Source organism: Lampropedia hyalina DSM 16112, assembly GCF_900129055.1.
Lineage (GTDB): Bacteria > Pseudomonadota > Gammaproteobacteria > Burkholderiales > Burkholderiaceae_C > Lampropedia > Lampropedia hyalina.
On sequence record NZ_FQUZ01000013.1, the window covers coordinates 52,550 to 67,773 of the forward strand.

Annotated in this window: 12 protein-coding genes; 2 read left to right on the forward strand and 10 right to left on the reverse strand. The window is 64.7% G+C overall.

All coding sequences use genetic code 11. From position 1 onward, the window contains the following. Positions 1–6 precede the first annotated feature (6 nt). The 3 genes from BUE21_RS06940 to BUE21_RS06950 are packed head-to-tail and all read right to left on the reverse strand — an operon-like array spanning position 7 to position 5,187. Positions 7–1,299: an acetate/propionate family kinase gene (locus BUE21_RS06940; RefSeq protein ID WP_084522996.1), complete on the reverse strand. Its 1,293-nt coding sequence runs from the start codon at positions 1,297–1,299 to the stop codon at positions 7–9. After that, positions 1,296–2,690 (reverse strand): bifunctional enoyl-CoA hydratase/phosphate acetyltransferase, encoded by a 1,395-nt coding sequence (locus BUE21_RS06945; protein WP_073355965.1) that lies wholly within the window; start codon positions 2,688–2,690, stop codon positions 1,296–1,298. Before BUE21_RS06945 ends, BUE21_RS06940 begins: the two co-directional genes overlap by 4 nt. 1 nt (position 2,691) lies before the next feature. Continuing rightward, positions 2,692–5,187 (reverse strand): DUF3141 domain-containing protein, encoded by a 2,496-nt coding sequence (locus BUE21_RS06950; RefSeq protein WP_084522998.1) that lies wholly within the window; start codon positions 5,185–5,187, stop codon positions 2,692–2,694. Between the two features lie 362 nt (positions 5,188–5,549). On the opposite strand from BUE21_RS06950, the gene BUE21_RS06955 reads away from it, so the two are divergent. Further along, positions 5,550–6,545: an alpha/beta hydrolase gene (locus BUE21_RS06955; protein ID WP_073355966.1), complete on the forward strand. Its 996-nt coding sequence runs from the start codon at positions 5,550–5,552 to the stop codon at positions 6,543–6,545. Positions 6,546–6,808: 263 nt separating this feature from the next. Next, the gene (locus BUE21_RS06960; RefSeq protein ID WP_073355967.1) at positions 6,809–7,078 is read left to right on the forward strand and encodes an SWIB/MDM2 domain-containing protein; all 270 of its coding nucleotides are present in this window, start codon (positions 6,809–6,811) and stop codon (positions 7,076–7,078) included. A gap of 121 nt (positions 7,079–7,199) precedes the next feature. Here the strand turns inward: BUE21_RS06960 and BUE21_RS06965 are convergent, their stop codons facing one another. The 7 genes from BUE21_RS06965 to BUE21_RS06995 form a co-directional block, all read right to left on the reverse strand. Further along, positions 7,200–8,447: an SfnB family sulfur acquisition oxidoreductase gene (locus tag BUE21_RS06965; RefSeq protein WP_073355968.1), complete on the reverse strand. Its 1,248-nt coding sequence runs from the start codon at positions 8,445–8,447 to the stop codon at positions 7,200–7,202. A gap of 168 nt (positions 8,448–8,615) precedes the next feature. Continuing rightward, the gene (locus BUE21_RS06970; protein ID WP_073355969.1) at positions 8,616–9,776 is read right to left on the reverse strand and encodes a sigma-54 interaction domain-containing protein; all 1,161 of its coding nucleotides are present in this window, start codon (positions 9,774–9,776) and stop codon (positions 8,616–8,618) included. Positions 9,777–9,882: 106 nt separating this feature from the next. Beyond that, complete coding sequence (ssuD, locus tag BUE21_RS06975) at positions 9,883–11,025, reverse strand: FMNH2-dependent alkanesulfonate monooxygenase (protein WP_073355970.1); 1,143 nt, start codon at positions 11,023–11,025, stop codon at positions 9,883–9,885. A gap of 87 nt (positions 11,026–11,112) precedes the next feature. Continuing rightward, positions 11,113–12,288: a sigma-54 interaction domain-containing protein gene (locus tag BUE21_RS06980; protein ID WP_073355971.1), complete on the reverse strand. Its 1,176-nt coding sequence runs from the start codon at positions 12,286–12,288 to the stop codon at positions 11,113–11,115. A 12-nt stretch (positions 12,289–12,300) separates the two neighbouring features. Further along, positions 12,301–13,539, reverse strand: coding sequence for an acyl-CoA dehydrogenase family protein (locus BUE21_RS06985; RefSeq protein WP_084523000.1), 1,239 nt, complete (start codon positions 13,537–13,539; stop codon positions 12,301–12,303). After that, a complete protein-coding gene (locus tag BUE21_RS06990) occupies positions 13,536–14,135 on the reverse strand; it encodes an NAD(P)H-dependent oxidoreductase (RefSeq protein ID WP_073355972.1) in 600 nt (199 codons plus the stop codon). Before BUE21_RS06990 ends, BUE21_RS06985 begins: the two co-directional genes overlap by 4 nt. 284 nt (positions 14,136–14,419) lie before the next feature. Next, entirely contained in the window at positions 14,420–15,178 is a 759-nt protein-coding gene (locus tag BUE21_RS06995; protein ID WP_073355973.1) for an ABC transporter ATP-binding protein, read from the reverse strand. Positions 15,179–15,224: the final 46 nt, after the last annotated feature.

Here is a 15,224-nt window from a genome sequence, read left to right on the forward strand (position 1 = left end):
ACAAGACTACAGGTCGGGCAGCACCGGTGGGGTGCTGGAGGTGGCATCGTCCTGCGCGCTGGGCACACCAGCGGCTGCACGGGCGGCACGCGCAATCACCAGGTCTTCGCGGGTGCGCACGATCATGACCGTGGTGCGGGCGAACTCGGACGAGATGATGGTGGCACTTTCGGCATTGCGGCCGTGGTCGATCTCGATGCCCATCCAGCCCAGGCGTTCGCAGACGCGGCGGCGCACCACGCGCGAGTTTTCGCCGATGCCGCCGCAGAACACGAGTGCGTCGATGCCGCCCATGACAGCGGCCATGGCCCCGAGTTCACGCTGGACGCGGAACACGAAGTAATCGATGGCACGGTGCGAGGCGGCGTTGTCGGCAGCTTCGAGGGTGCGCATGTCGTTGGAGAGGCCACCCGACAGACCCAGCAGGCCCGATTCGTTGTAGAGAATCTGGCGAATCTGCGAGGAGTTGAGCTTTTCCTGGTCGAGCATGTACAGCAGCACACCGGGATCGACCTGACCGCAGCGCGTGCCCATGGGCAGGCCATCGAGGGCCGAGAAACCCATCGAGGAAGCAACGGACTTGCCCTTGTAGATGGCGCACATGGACGCGCCATTGCCCAGGTGGGCGATGACGACCCGCCCGGACATCAGGTGTGGGGCAATGCGGGCGAGTTCGCTGGTGACGTAGTCGTAGCTCAGGCCGTGGAAGCCGTAGCGGCGCACACCGCTTTCGTAATAGCGGTGCGGCAGGGCGAACGTGTCGTTCACGAACGGCTGGCCCCGGTGGAAGGCGGTATCGAAGCAGGCCACCTGGGGGATGCCGGGGAAGGCTTCCTGGGCGGCGCGGATGCCGGCGACGTTGTGCGGCTGGTGCAGCGGGGCGAAGGGCGAGAGGGCGGTGAGCTTGTCCAGCACTTCGGGGGTGATGACCACCGGGGCGGTGAATTCGGCTCCCCCATGCACCACGCGGTGGCCCACGGCGGCAATGTGCAGGTTCGGGAATGCCTGCCGCAGGGTGGCGAGCACCAGATCGAGCGCGCTTTCGTGGTTGCCCAGGCTGCCGCCTTCGGCCAATGGCAATGGCTGGCCGCTGGCATCCTTGAGCACCAGTGTGCCTTCGGGGCCGATGCGGTCGGCCTGCCCAGTCACCAGCGGGTCTGCACCTTCGGCAGGGAACAGGGCCACCTTGAGCGAGGACGAACCGGCATTGAGGGCCAGAAAGCCCGCGTGTTGCCAGGATGCCTCGCCCTCGGGGGCGGCTGCGGTTTCTTCCACTGGCAGGGTGTGCAGTTCGGTCATTGGTTTGCTCCAGTCGTGCCTGTCGTGGCATTGTGGTGCAGCGCGGCGACGGCGCAGGAGGCCAGCCGCGACATGGGGCTGTCCGAACGCGAATTGAGGATGACGGGCACGCGCGCACCCAGCACCAGCCCGGCACTTTCCGCATGGCTGATGAAGGTCAGTTGCTTGGCCAGCATGTTGCCAGCGTCGATGCCGGGCACAACCAGAATGTTGGCCTGTCCGGCCACGCCACCCTTGAGGCTCTTGGTGCGGGCCGCGCCCAGATCGACGGCATTGTCCATGGCCAGCGGGCCATCGACCAGTCCACCACGAATCTGGCCGCGCTCGGCCATCTTGGAGAGCAGGGCCGCATCGATGGAGGACTGAATGGCGGGATTGACGGTCTCCACCGCCGACAGCACGCCCACGCGCGGCTCCACGCCCAGCGAGAGGGCCAGGTCGATGGCGTTCTGCACGATATCGACCTTGGTGGCGAGGTCCGGGGCGATGTTGATGGCCGCGTCGGTGACCATCACGGGTTCGGGCCGTCCCGGCACGTCCATCAGGAAGACGTGCGTGAAGCGGCGGCCGATGCGCAGGCCATGCACCTTGTCGAGCATGGGGCGCAGCAGGTCGTCGGTGTGCATATGCCCCTTCATGACGGTGGCCGCACGCCCTTCGTGTACCAGCTTGCAGGCGGTCAGGGCCGCTGCGGCATCGCCCTGGATGTCGATGATCTCGATGCCATCCAGCGAGGCTCCCAGTTGGGCCGCTGCGGCTTCGATGCCGCTTTTCTGGCCGATGAGAATGGGCACGATGATGCCTTCGCGGGCCGCCAGCAATGCGCCGCCCAGCGAGTTGGCATCGTCGGGGCAGACCACGGCAACCGGTACGGCGGGCAGGGGGCGTGCCCTCTCCAGCAGGGCCTGAAAGTGGCGGTGGCGTTGCACCAGCAGGCCGGGCACTTCGATGTCGTCGCGCTCGAACTTCTGGGTGGGGGCAATGACTTCGGCTTCACCCGAGAGGATGAGCGCGTCGTCCTTGGGGCGCACGATTTCGGTTTGCAGGCGCACGGTGCCATCGTCGCGCTTGTCCAGCACGGTGACGCGGCACAGCAGTTCGTCGCCAGCGTGGGCACGGGTGTGGAAATCGACGCTCTGGCGGCGATAGAGGGTGCCGGGGCCTGGCAGCAGCGTGCCCAGCACGGCGGAGATCAGCGAGGCCACGAACATGCCGGGGGCAATGTTCTCGGGAACGCCGTCCCCGTCCACATCCTGACCGGGCAGGTGCATGGGGTTGTAGTTGCCGGAGGAGGCGGCGAACACATACAGGTCGTCCGGGGTGACCAGACGGTGCAGCTCGGCTGTTTCGCCCGGCATGATTTCGCTGAAGGTGCGATTGACAATGCGCATGTCAGGCTTCCTTGTGGTTCGCGGTTTTCGCGGGCTGGCGGCGTGCCGCTGTGGCGGCCTTGGCGGTCTCGGCATTGGCCTGTGCGGTATCTGCCACGGCTTCGACGGCCGCCGGGGTTTCCAGCGGGTCGCTCAGCACATCCTCGGTGACGGTGGGCAGGCCCAGCACCTGCTGGAAGCGTTGCAGCAGGGCGACGGTGTTGTCGGACATTTCGCTGATGGCACCGGGGATGTAGCGCACGATTTCCACGGCCAGCGCGCGTTCGGCGGCATCGGGCAGCAGCGAAGGCAGGGTTTCGATGGCGCGTTCGCGTTCGTAGGTCACGATCAGGGTCTGTTCGTGAATGATCATGGCGCGGCGTTCGGCTCCCAGCGACTTGAATGGCTCGTCCTGGGTCAGCACCTTGCTGGAGCGTTCCAGGCGGTCGCGGCGCACACCGCCACGGTTTTCGGCCAGCAGAATCAGCATGCGGATGACGGCCTCGACGAAGCCACCGCGCTCGATGTTGAACAGGGCCGCTGCCACTTCGGGCAGGCTGCGCAGTTCATCATTGTTCTTGAGGGTGCGGCGTGCCTCGTGGGTGCGGCCAAAGGCGCGTGTCCAGGGCGTGCCCCACAGGCTGAAGAAGCTCAGTTCGTAGGCCATGTCGCGGCTGTCGCGCCAGAAGTCGATGGCCTGCGTGGTGGCATTGACCCAGAGCTGTTCCCAGGCCAGGAAGGGGTTGCTGGCAGCGGCCTTGTTGCGGGCGGTGCGCACGCCTTCGGCCAGCGAGGCTACCTGACCCATGACCGGGTTGCGCGAGGAGGCCAGGGCGCGGGTCAGACGCTGCGGGTGCAGGGCGCGGCTCATTTCGGCAGAGCTGTCGGTGACCATGGCCTTGACGAACGGGCGTGCCAGTGCGTCATACAGTTGCGCCTGCACTTCGGAGAAGCGGGCCACGGCGGCAAAGGGACGCTCGTCGGCGTAGCCGTCGTCCAGGGCGCGGATGTCGTCCAGCGTGCGCTCCACGAAGCCGACGGTGAAGTGCTTGCGGCCATTCTTTTCTTCCACGTCTTCGATGCGCATCTCGTACAGGCCGGGGGCCAGTGCCTCGATGGTTTGCAGCGTGGACGTGACTTCGGCGTGTTCCTTGCGGGCGATCTGCGAGGACACGAAGATGCCCAGGTGGCCCACCTGCTCATGCACCATGTAAACGATGCGCTGGCCCCGGATGCGGATTTCCTGCACGTCGGCGTAGGTTTCGGCAATCCAGTTGAGGGCCTGCTGGGGCGGGGTGATGTTGTCGCCGTGGCTGGCGAAGGCGATGATCGGGGCGCGGATGGCCTTCAGATCGACCGGGCGGCCAGGTTCGATGCGGGCCTCGTTCTTGGCCAGGCGGTTGCCGACGAACAGTTGCTCGACGACCCAGCGGATTTCCGGCTCGGTGAGCAGGAAGAAGCCGCCCCACCATTTCTCGAACTCCAGGAAGACCTTGTCGCCCTTGTCGATGTCGCGGAACAGGTCGGTGTACTTGCGGAACAGCGTGCGCGAGGGGTTGAGCAGCTCGAAGTTGCCCACCAGGTGCGCGCCGTCGAAGATGCCGCCGCCCAGGTCGGAGACGAACATTGGAATCCAGGTGCCACCCAGCACGCCACCGTTGTAGCGCATCGGGTTCTCACCGACCTTGCCTGCCCATGGGGCCACGGGTGCGCCGTTGATGACGATGGGGCCGGTCAGGTCGGGGTTGGTGGCGGCCAGCAGCAGCGTGGCCCAGCCACCCTGGCAGTTGCCGGTGACGACAGGCTTGGATGCCTTGGGGTGGCGGCGCATGACTTCGCGCACGAAGGCGGCTTCGGCACGGGTGACGTAGGAGAGGTACTGTCCCGGCTCGGGGCGGCTGCGGAAGGCCACGAAGTACACCGGATGGCCTTCGCGCAGGGCCACGCCCACCTGGCTGTCGGGCTTGAAGCCGCCGATGCCGGGGCCGTGTCCGGCGCGTGGGTCGATGATGATGTAGGGGCGGCGCGTGTCGTCCACCGTCACGCCTTCGGGCGGCACGATGCGCAGCAGGATGTAGTTGCAGGGGAAGGGCAGATCCTTGCCGTCCATGATGATCTCGTAGTCATAGATCAGCACGGGGGGGCAGTTGGCGGCTTCGTGTTCCAGGAAGATGTCGCCGCGCTTGCGCAGGGTGTCGGCCGTGAGGATGGCGCGTTCGGTGGCATCGCGCAGGTATTCCTGCCAGGCCTGGGGCAGCTCGCCGCCACTTTGCTGAAGTTGCTGCACCAGCTTCTGGCCATCTTCCAGCAGGCTGCGCAGTTGGGCCGAATGCTCTTTCAGGATGCGTTCGCTGTGGCGCGAGGCAGCGCGGCTGAGAATGTCGCGGGTTTGCGAGTTGGCTTCCACTTCGTTGCGGAACTGTTCGGATTGCAGGCGCATGGCGTGCACCGCGTCGGTATCCGGGCGCAGGGGCACAGATTGTTGGCGGGGATCGAAAAGGTCAAAAATACTGGTCATGATTGCGTTGCTTCCGAGTTTTCAACAGGTCGGTCGAACCACACACGCCACCACCATGGTGAACGTGCAGCCGATGACATCAACAATGGCAGGCTGTGGAACATGGGTTGGGCCATTTTCCATGCGTGTTTGCCCCTGAAAAGAAAAAGTGACCAAGCCATGGTAGCTGCCCAAAAAGACAATGCGGTTACACAAAGGCCATTTGAAACATGTTGTGATGCAAGTCAAATGATACTACGTTGCACTGCAACATAAACAACAATTCCAAACCGCTGAAAAGCCACCAAAACCCCGTGCCGTGCGCATGGGTGGTGAATTCACTATGATGCCAATCTGTGTGCTTTCTGCATCATCCCGTGACCATGTCTTCTTCTCTCCATTCCGAACCACCCCTCTGGCTGCCCCGGCTGACCCCTGCCATGCGCCAGGTGGTGGAGCGCATTGCGCGTGCCCGCCACACCCCCATGCAAGAGCTGGGTGCGGTGCAGGCGCGTCGGGCCTATGCCATGGGTTCGCAGACGCTGGAGTTGCCGGCCCTGGTTCTGGCCCAGGGAACCGAGCAGACCATTGTGGCGCGTGATGGCACGCCGCTGCGCGCACGCCTCTATTGGCCATCCCCCAGCACGGAGCGGGCGACAGCGGCGGTGGCCCCGTTGCCTGTCGTGCTGTACCTGCATGGTGGGGGGTTCACCATCGGCAGTGTCGAGACGCACGACATTCTCTGCCGACGCATGGCCAGCCTGTCGGGGGCGGCCGTGGTGTCGCTGGATTACCGACTGGCTCCCGAGCGGCGTTTTCCGTGCGCGGTGCACGATGCCTTTGATGCACTGTGCTGGCTGGGGTCGCAGGGGCATGAATGGGGGCTGGATGGCCGACGGCTGGCCGTGGCGGGCGACAGTGCCGGTGGCACGCTGGCAGCCGTGGCGGCCATTCAGGCACGCGATGCCGGCATCGCCCTGGCCGCCCAGGTGCTGATCTACCCCGGCACCACCGCCCACCAGGACACCGAGTCCCACCACTTCTATGCAACCGGCCCGGTGCTGAACAAACCGCTGATCGACTGGTTCTTCCGGCAGTACATCGACTGGGACGAGCGCACCGACTGGCGGTTCGCGCCCTTGCTGGCCCCGGAGCTGGAAGCCGTGGCCCCTGCACTGCTGGTGCTGGCCGAATGCGATCCGCTGGTGGATGAGGGCCTGGCCTATGCCGACCGGCTGCGGCTGGCCGGGGTGGACGTGGAACTGGAGTTGTATCGGGGCGTGGCCCACGAATTCATCAAAATGGGACATGCCTTGCCCGAAGCCATGCAGGCGCACCGCGCGATTGCGGCCTGGCTCCAACGGGCCTTTTCACTCTGAAGCCGCTGCGAAGAACCCCGAAAAACCGGTGCAAATCCGTGCCCGAATGCGAACCAGAGCCATTGGCTACATTCAGCAACAGATATTTGCAGGATTGCCCACCGGAAATCAGACCTTTGGTAGGTGTTTGGATTCTGCAAACCCATTTTTTCGCTACGATTGACGGCTGATTTGGGGGGTGTCTCTGACACGGCAGGTACAGCAGGTGTTGGCACACTATGGCCCCGATTGTTTTGCAACTTTATTCCTGAAGGAAACCATTCATGGCAACTGCCTCCAAACGCGCACCCAACCCCGCATTCATGAAACCCCTCCAACCCAATGCGGCATTGGCTGCCGTGGTGGGTCAGGAGCCGTTGCCCCGCACCGAAATCGTCAAGAAACTCTGGGACTACATCAAGGCCCACAATCTTCAGGACCCGCAGAACAAGCGCAACATCAATGCCGATGACACGCTGCGCCCCATTTTCGGCAAGGATCAGGTCACGATGTTTGAACTGCCCGGCCTGATTGGCAAGCACGTCAAGTCCTGAGGACACCGTTGCCCCGGCATTCCTGCCATACCGGATAAAAGCAGGAGACACACGAGAAAAGCCCCGGCACACCCAAGTGCCGGGGCTTTTCTCGTTGTGATGCGGGGAAAATGCGGGGAAATCAGTTCCAGGCGTTGCGGGGCGGATTCACGCCGTTGAGGTAGTAGTTGCCAATGTGGAAGTATTTCCAGCGCACCGGGTCGTGCAGGGTATGGACGCGGGCATTGCGCCAGTAGCGGTCCAGTTGGTGCTGCTGGAGGGTGGAGCGGGTGCCTGCCAGCTCGAACAGGCGGTTGGTGGCTTCGATGGCGATCTGGGTGGTCAGCACCTTGGCTTCTGCGGTGGCGGTGGTGGCGGTTGCCACGCTGGCTTCGCCGGGGGCTGCAACGGCCTTGTCGATCAGGTCGCCGGCGCGCTCCAGCAGGGCTTCGGCGGCGTGCAGCTTGATTTTCAGGTCGCCAATGGCCTGGATGGTGAAAACGTCTTCGGCTGCGGTGGGCTTGTCGCTGTCGATCCACGGACGGCTTTTCGTCTGCACGAAATCAATCGTTTCGTCGATGGCCTGGCGGGCAATGCCTGCGTCGATGGCGGCCTGGATGATTTGCGAGATGGCACCGGCGGCCGTGTGGTTGTGGAAGGCATCGATGATGACCACGCGGCTTTTGGGAACGCGCACCTGCTCGATCTGCACGCGACCGGATGCCGTGGTGCGCTGGCCGAAGCTCGACCAGTTGTTGGTGACGGTCAGGCCAGGGGCATCGCGCTGGGCGAATACCAGCGCGGCCTGGCCCTGGTCATTGACGGCGACGATGGGGACGAGGTGTGCCAGCAGCGCGCCGGTGGTGTAGAACTTCTCACCCTGCACGATGACGTGGTCGCCATCATCGACAAAGCGCGTCTCGAAGGCGGCGACGTTCTTGCTGTTCAACTCGGAGAAGGCATTGCCGAAACGCCAGCCATCGAGCACCAGTCCGAACAGTTCCTTTTTCTGCTCCTCGGTGCCATCGAGTGCGATATGGGCCACCAGCGTGAGGTGGTTGTGGGCGATCTGGGCGATGCTGGAGTCGGCAGCGGCAATGATGGACGATACCCAGGCCACCGTGGAGTAGGAGGCTCCAACACCACCGTATTCCTTGGGTACGGTCAGCCCCCACAGGCCACTTTGCGAGTAGGCATCCAGCTCTTCAACGGGCAGATAGCCTTCACGGTCGCGCTCGGCAGCTCCGGTCAGGAATTGCGCCGCGAGTTGGCGGGCGATTTCCACGGCTTCGGCCTCGCTTTGCAGGCGATGCGCAGCAGTGGCAGGGATGGGGCGCGGGCTGAATGGCTCCGCAGAATTGACACGGGGACGGTGGCTGGATTGGGTCATGGCAGTCCTTTGCAAAAAAGAGAGGAAATGAAATGTTGTCTATGCCATTGCATTTCCTGTGCCATATTTTTATGGTTATAAATCAGTTGTTTGCGGCTTATTTGACAGGTCGGCTGGTGCAGGGTGGGCAGTTTGTGGAAGCACTGTTGCTGTGGCAGCAGCAGGCGATCAGTTCCAGCCCAGTGCCACGGGGTGCAGGGGCTTGCGCGGTTCCGCTGGACGGGAGGGGGCACTGGCGGTCGGGGCGTTGCCAACCCGCCGGTTCACGACCAGCTCGCCCAGTTCGATCAGGCGACTGCGCAACACGTTGCGGCTGATGCCCAGCAGGTCAGCGGTGTGAACCTGATTGTGGTGGCAGAACTGGTAGGCGGTGCGCAGCAGCGTGGCATTGACGGCTTCGTGCAGGTCGGGTGTGCCGTGTTCCAGCAGGTGTTGCAGGGTGTGCGCCAGTTGCTGCATCGGGTCGGTGGCCGTGTGGCTGCGTCGTGGCTCCTGGTGGGGGTCGGGGTGGTTGAAGCGTGGCAGGGTGGCTGCCAGGTGCAGGTCGTTCGCGCCGATGCGGTTGCCGTGCCGCACCAGCAGCAGGGTGTGGTGGATGGCGTTTTCCAGTTCGCGGATGTTGCCGTGCCAGGGGTGGTCGCGCAGTTTCTGCTGGGCGGATTCGTCCAGCATGACAGGGCCTCTGCCCAGGCGGCGGCTGTAGCTGTCGATGAAGTGGCGTGCCAGCGGCAGGATGTCGCCGGGGCGTTCGCGCAGGGGCAGCAGGTTCAGGCTGACGACGTTGAGGCGGTAGAACAGGTCTTCGCGGAAGTTGCCGGCGGCAATGGCCTGCTCCAGTTGCACGTTGGTGGCGGCAATGACGCGCACGTCCAGACCAATGGGGCGGCGTGAACCCAGCCGCACCACTTCGCGCTCCTGCAACACCCGCAGCAGCTTCACCTGAATGGACAGGGGCAGGTCGCCGATTTCATCAAGGAACAGCGTGCCGCCATTGGCTTCCTCGAACCAGCCTGCCTTGGCCGAGACTGCGCCGGTGAACGCGCCTTTCTCATGGCCGAACAGTTCGGCTTCCACCAGCGATTCGGAAAACGCCCCGCAATTGACGGCCAGGAAGGGCTTGTGGGCGCGGTGGCTGAGGGCGTGAATGTGACGCGCCAACAGTTCCTTGCCGGTGCCGGTCTCGCCGATGATGAGCACGCTGGCATCGCTGGGAGCGACCTGTTCGGTGTGGGCCAGCAGACGTTGGGACTGCGGGTCGCTGAACACCAGTGCGGTGGCGCGGATGGAGGTGGCCAGTGCCGGTGAGGGAGGAAGCGTGAGCAATTGCATGGTGGAGGGTCATCAGGCAAAAGAGGGGGAAGCCCATGCCCCGGCCATCGGGTGATGACCGCAAGCAGTGGCAGCGGAAGTGGGGCTGGCGGGTGAAATGCCGGGTTCAGGACGTGGCAGCGACCTTGCCCTGCTGCACGCCGCGCACGTCGAACGCACCGCCGGTCTGGGCGCGGTCGCTGACGGTGACGGCTTTCTTGCCGATCAGCGGGAACACCAGTTCGGCAAAGCGGATGGATTCCTCCAGGTGCGGGTAGCCTGACAGCACGAAGGTATCCACGCCCAGGTCGGCGTATTCTTGCAAGCGCGCCGCGACGGTGGCCGCATCGCCCACCAGTGCCGTGCCCGCGCCGCCGCGCACCAGGCCCACGCCGGCCCAGAGGTTGGGGGAGACTTCCAGCCGGTCGCGCCGACCGCCGTGCAGTGCGGCCATGCGGGCCTGTCCCACCGAATCCATGTGGGCGTAGTTCTGCTGGGCCTTGGCAATGTCGTCGTCGCTCAGCTTGCTGATGAGGCGTTCGGCATCGGCCCAGGCTTCTTCATTGGTTTCGCGCACGATGACGTGCAGGCGCACGCCAAAGCGCACGCTGCGGCCCTGTTTTTCGGCCCGCTGGCGCACATCGGCGATTTTTTCGGCCACGGCGGCGGGTGGTTCGCCCCAGGTGAGGTAGGCGTCGACCTGTTTGGCGGCCAGTTCGTGCGCGGCATCGGACGAGCCGCCGAAGTACAGCGGTGGATAGGGCTTCTGCACAGGCGCGAAGAAGTTCTTGGCGTTATTCACCTTGAAGTACTGGCCGTCGTAGTCCACGGTCTGGCCTTCCAGCAGTTGCCGCCAGATGGTCAGGAATTCGTCGGCATAGCGGTAGCGTTCATCGTGGTCGAGAAAGATGCCATCGGCGGCCAGCTCGGTGGCATCGCCGCCGGGCACGACGTTGAGCAGCAGCCGTCCGTGCAGGGCCTGATCCAGCGAGGCGGCCTGCCGCGCGCTGGAGACCGGCGCGCCCAGCGAGGTGCGCAGGGCCACCAGCAGCTTGATGCGGTGCGTTACCGGTATCAGGCTGGCCGCCACCACCCACGGGTCGAGGCAGGAGCTGCCGGTGGGAATCAGCAGGCCGTCGTAGCCCAGGTTTTCGCTGGTGACGGCAATGCTGCGCAGGTATTCGTTGCTGGGGGCACGGCCAAAGTCGGAGGTGCCCAGGTAGCGGGTGTCGCCCGAGGTGGGCAGAAACCAGAAAACGTCAAAGCTCATGGTAAAGGACTCCAGGAAAGAAAAAGGGATGAAATGCACTGGCGGGAGAGACCCGGCCATCGACAGGCTGCGGTGCAGGCCGGGTGGTCACTGGCCGGTGGCGGGGCCGGCCGATGGGCTACAGGGAGGGCCATCCGGGGTCGGGGCAATGGCTTCGCCGCTGGGAGAGAGCTGCCCCAGCCGCAACAGGCGGGTGCGCACCACGCTGCGGCTCAGGCCCAGTTGCCGCGCGGTCTGTACCTGGTTGAGACGGTTGCGCTGCCACACCTTGAGCAGCAGTGCGTTCTGCAACAGGGCTTCCAGCCCTTCGCTGTACTGGTCGCACAGGCTTTCCAGGGCTTCGTCGAGCAACTGGTTGGCCGCCAGCACGGCCTGGGGATGCTGGGGTGCACTGTCGTCGGATGAGGGCGCAGGCGGGGGCAGACCCGCTTGGGCACTGGCAGGCAGGCGCAGTTCGTCGGCCCGGATGCGGATGCCGCGCGAAAGCAGCAGGGTGCGGTGGATGACGTTTTCCAGCTCGCGCACATTGCCCGGCCAGGGGTAGGCCAGCAGCAGGGCGATGGCCTCGCGCGAGAGTTCGATGGGCGCGTGGTTCATGCGGCGGCTGTAGAGGCCGATGAAGTGCTCGGCCAGCGGCAGGATGTCGCCCGGTCGCTGGCGCAGGGGCGGTACGTCCAGCGTGACGACGTTGAGCGCGTAGTACAGGTCTTCGCGGAACCGGCGGGCCGCCACCTGCTGCTCCAGTCGGCGCGGCGTGGCGGCAATCACCCGCACGTCGATGGTGGTGCGCTGGCTGGCTCCCAGCCGCTGCACACTGCGCTCGTGCAGCACGCGCAGCAGCTTGTTCTGCATGGAAGGCGGCAGGTCGTCGATTTCGTCCAGCAGCAGCGTGCCCTGGTGCGCGTCCTCGAAACGGCCCGCCACGCTGCCGAAGGCCCCGGCGAACGCGCCGTTCTCGTAGCCGAACAGTTCGGAATTGACCAGCACTTCGGACAGTGCCCCGCAATTGACGCTGACGAACGGGCCATTGCGACGCGGGCTGTGCTGGTGGATGTAGCGGGCAATCGCTTCCTTCTCGGTGCCGCTTTCCCCCTGGATCAGGATGCTGGCCTGGCTGGGGGCGACCTGGTGGATGGTCTCCAGCAGGCTCTGGGAGCGGGGGTCTTCAAATACCCAGCCTTCGGCGGGGCGGGCGGTGCCGGTGGCATCCGGTTCGCCAGCCGTTGAGGCAGAGGGCAGGGGCCAGCGGGGTAGGTTGCTCACGCCAGATGCCCCTCAGGAATAGAACGTGGGCGTGGGGTAGTGCTCGTTGAGCACCCAGTCGCCCAGTTCCTTGAGTTTGTAGTGCAGCGGATCGTGCAGGGTCTGGGTGCGCAGGTTGCGCCAGAAGCGGTCGAAGCGCAGCGCGGCATGGGTGGCACGCGCGCCGGTGACTTCAAACAGACGGCTGCTGATGTCCAGCCCGGTGCGCGAGGTGATGACCTTGGCGGCGGCCACGGCCACGGCCACCTGGCCCCGCCCGGCTTCGTCCAGGGCACCGCCGCGCTGCCATGCGGCATCGAACACTTCGGCGGCATGGCGGGTGGTCAGGCGGGCAGCCTCCAGCGCGGCCCAGAATTCGCCGTAGGTGGCCTGGATGTAGGGGTCGTCACCGGCGGCTTCGACCCCGGAGCGGAACCACGGGGCCGATTCGTGCACGGTGTAGCGGCGGGCCTGCGCGAAAGCACCTTGCGCCACGCCCAGAAACACATGCGCGAAGATCAGTTGCGCCAGCAGCGGGCGCAGGCTGGAGAAGGGCGTGGACAGCGGGCCGGGGTTGAGCAGCAATTCGCCCTGTTCCACCCGCACGCGCTCGAACAGCGCGGAGCCGCTGTCGGTCTGGCGTTGGCCGATGTTGTTCCAGTCGTGATAGAGGGTGATGCCGCCGCGTTCGCTGGGAATGGCGGCGATCAGCAGCTTGCCGGTCTGCGCATCCAGTGCCGAGGCCAGCAGCATCTGCGAATCGAGCGCGCCGGAGGTGAAGCTTTTCTTGCCGGAAAACTCCCACCAGCCACCGGGGTTCTGCGTGGCAATGGTGCGTTTGTCCAGCGGGTTCAGGGTGTTGCCCCAGAACCATTGCTTGCGGGCGGTCTGCTCGAACCAGGGTTCCCATTGCGACGGCTCGCCAAACAGGCGCACGCTGGCCAGCAGCAGGTGCTGGAATCCATAGACGTGGGCCAGCGAACTGTCGGCAGTGGCGATTTCGCGCACGGTGTCCAGCGTCTCGACCCAGTTGGCTCCCAGGCCGCCGTACTGGGTGGGGATGGACAGGGCCAGCAGGCCGCTGGCGCGCAGGGCATCGCGTTCGGCCTTGGGGGTGCCGCCTTGCGTGTCGCGGGCGGCGGCGGTCTGGGCGAACTGTTCTGCCAGGCCGTGGGCAATGGCGGCAGGGCTGCCACCGGGCTGCCGGTAGGACGGTGCGTCGGATTCGCTGGTGGCCGCCGCAACGGCAGGCTGGCTGTGGGTCAGGCTCATGCCGCTTGCTCCTCCAGCGGGGCATCGGTCCGCACGGTGGTGGCCTGTTTGCGCTGGGCCAGGTCTCGCAGGGTGGGCAGGGCCAGTTGGGCGGTGAGTTGGATGCGGCTGCGCAGGGCATCGTCCACGATGCGGCCACCATCGATTTCCTGTTGCGTGCCATAGACGCCAATCGGCAGGATCAGGCTCTGGAAGAACGCTAACAGCGGGCGCAACTGGTGGTCGATCACCAGCGAATGTCGCTGGCTGCCGCCGGTAGCCGCCAGCAGCACGGGCTTGCCCACCAGGGCTTCGAGCTGGATCAGGTCGAACAGGTGCTTGAGCAGGCCGGGAATGCTGCCGCGAAACACCGGGCTGCCGACGATCAGGAAGTCGGCTTCTTCAATGGCGGCAATCGCCTGCTGTGCCTGGGGGTGCAGGTTCTGCGTGGACAGGGCCGTGCCAATGTGCGGCACCAGATCGACCAGCTCGATGAACTGGGTCTCCAGTGGCAGGTATTCGTTCAACGCGCCGTGGACGGAATGCAGCAGCACCTGGGTGCGCGAGGGCTTGTGCAGGCTGCCATTGAGGACGACGGTTCGGAGGGAGTGGCTCATGAAAATGCTTTCGTGGATAACGTGGCGGCAAAGGGCGATGGGGTGCGCATGGGAAGGGGCACGCCATGCCAGTCCTTGTGGCCGTTATTAAAGAACCGAAAGCATGGGTTGCAAAAGATATTTATGTCATGTGTTTATAAGCCATTATATTTCATGCAATTCATTGATAAAAAAGGAATTTTTTATTTTTCAGGATATGCAAATATGGTTTTTTGAATAATCGCAGCGGCTTCTTGCACGAAAAACATGCCGCAAAGGCACTGTGTACAGCGATTGTCGCCACATCAACCCAGATGCACGGCCTGCCCCAGATACAGCGCGTCGATGTCTTCGCGCTGCTTCAGTTCCTGGGCCGTGCCATGCCCGACGACCCTGCCGCTTTCCAGGATGTAGCCCCGGTGGGCGTATTCCAGCGTGAGGTGGATGTTCTGCTCGGCCACCAGAAAGGCCACGCCTTCCTGCTGGTTGAGGCGGGCGACGATGTCGAAGATTTCCTCGACGATCTGCGGGGCCAGCCCCATCGAGGGTTCGTCCAGCAGCACGAGTCTGGGGTCGGCAATCAGTGCGCGGCCAATGGCCACCATCTGCTGTTCGCCGCCGGATGTGTAGCCGGTCAGGCTTTTGCGGCGTTCCTTCAGGCGCGGAAAGTACTGGTAGATGCGCTCCAGCGACTGGCGCAGTTGCGCCCGCGAGGGCTTGCGTGCGAATGCACCCAACAGCAGGTTTTCTTCCACGCTCAGGTGCGCAAAGCAGTGCCTGCCTTCCAGCACCTGTACCAGTCCGCCCTGCACCAGCGTGTGGGCCGGGGCATGGGTGATGTCCTGCCCCTGGTAGAAGATGCGGCCCCTGGCAATCTCGCCCCGCTGTGCCCGCACCAGGCTGGAGATGGCCTTGAGCGTGCTGCTCTTGCCCGCGCCGTTGGCTCCGAGCAGGGCGACGATTTCGCCCTGGGCAAGGTGCAGCGAGACATCGCGCACGGCCAGGATGACCTGGTCGTACAGCACTTCGATCTGTTCGAGGCGCAGGATTTCAGGATGGGACATGGCGGTGACGGCAATGGCAGGGTGGAGGGCGGGGCGGGCAGGCGAA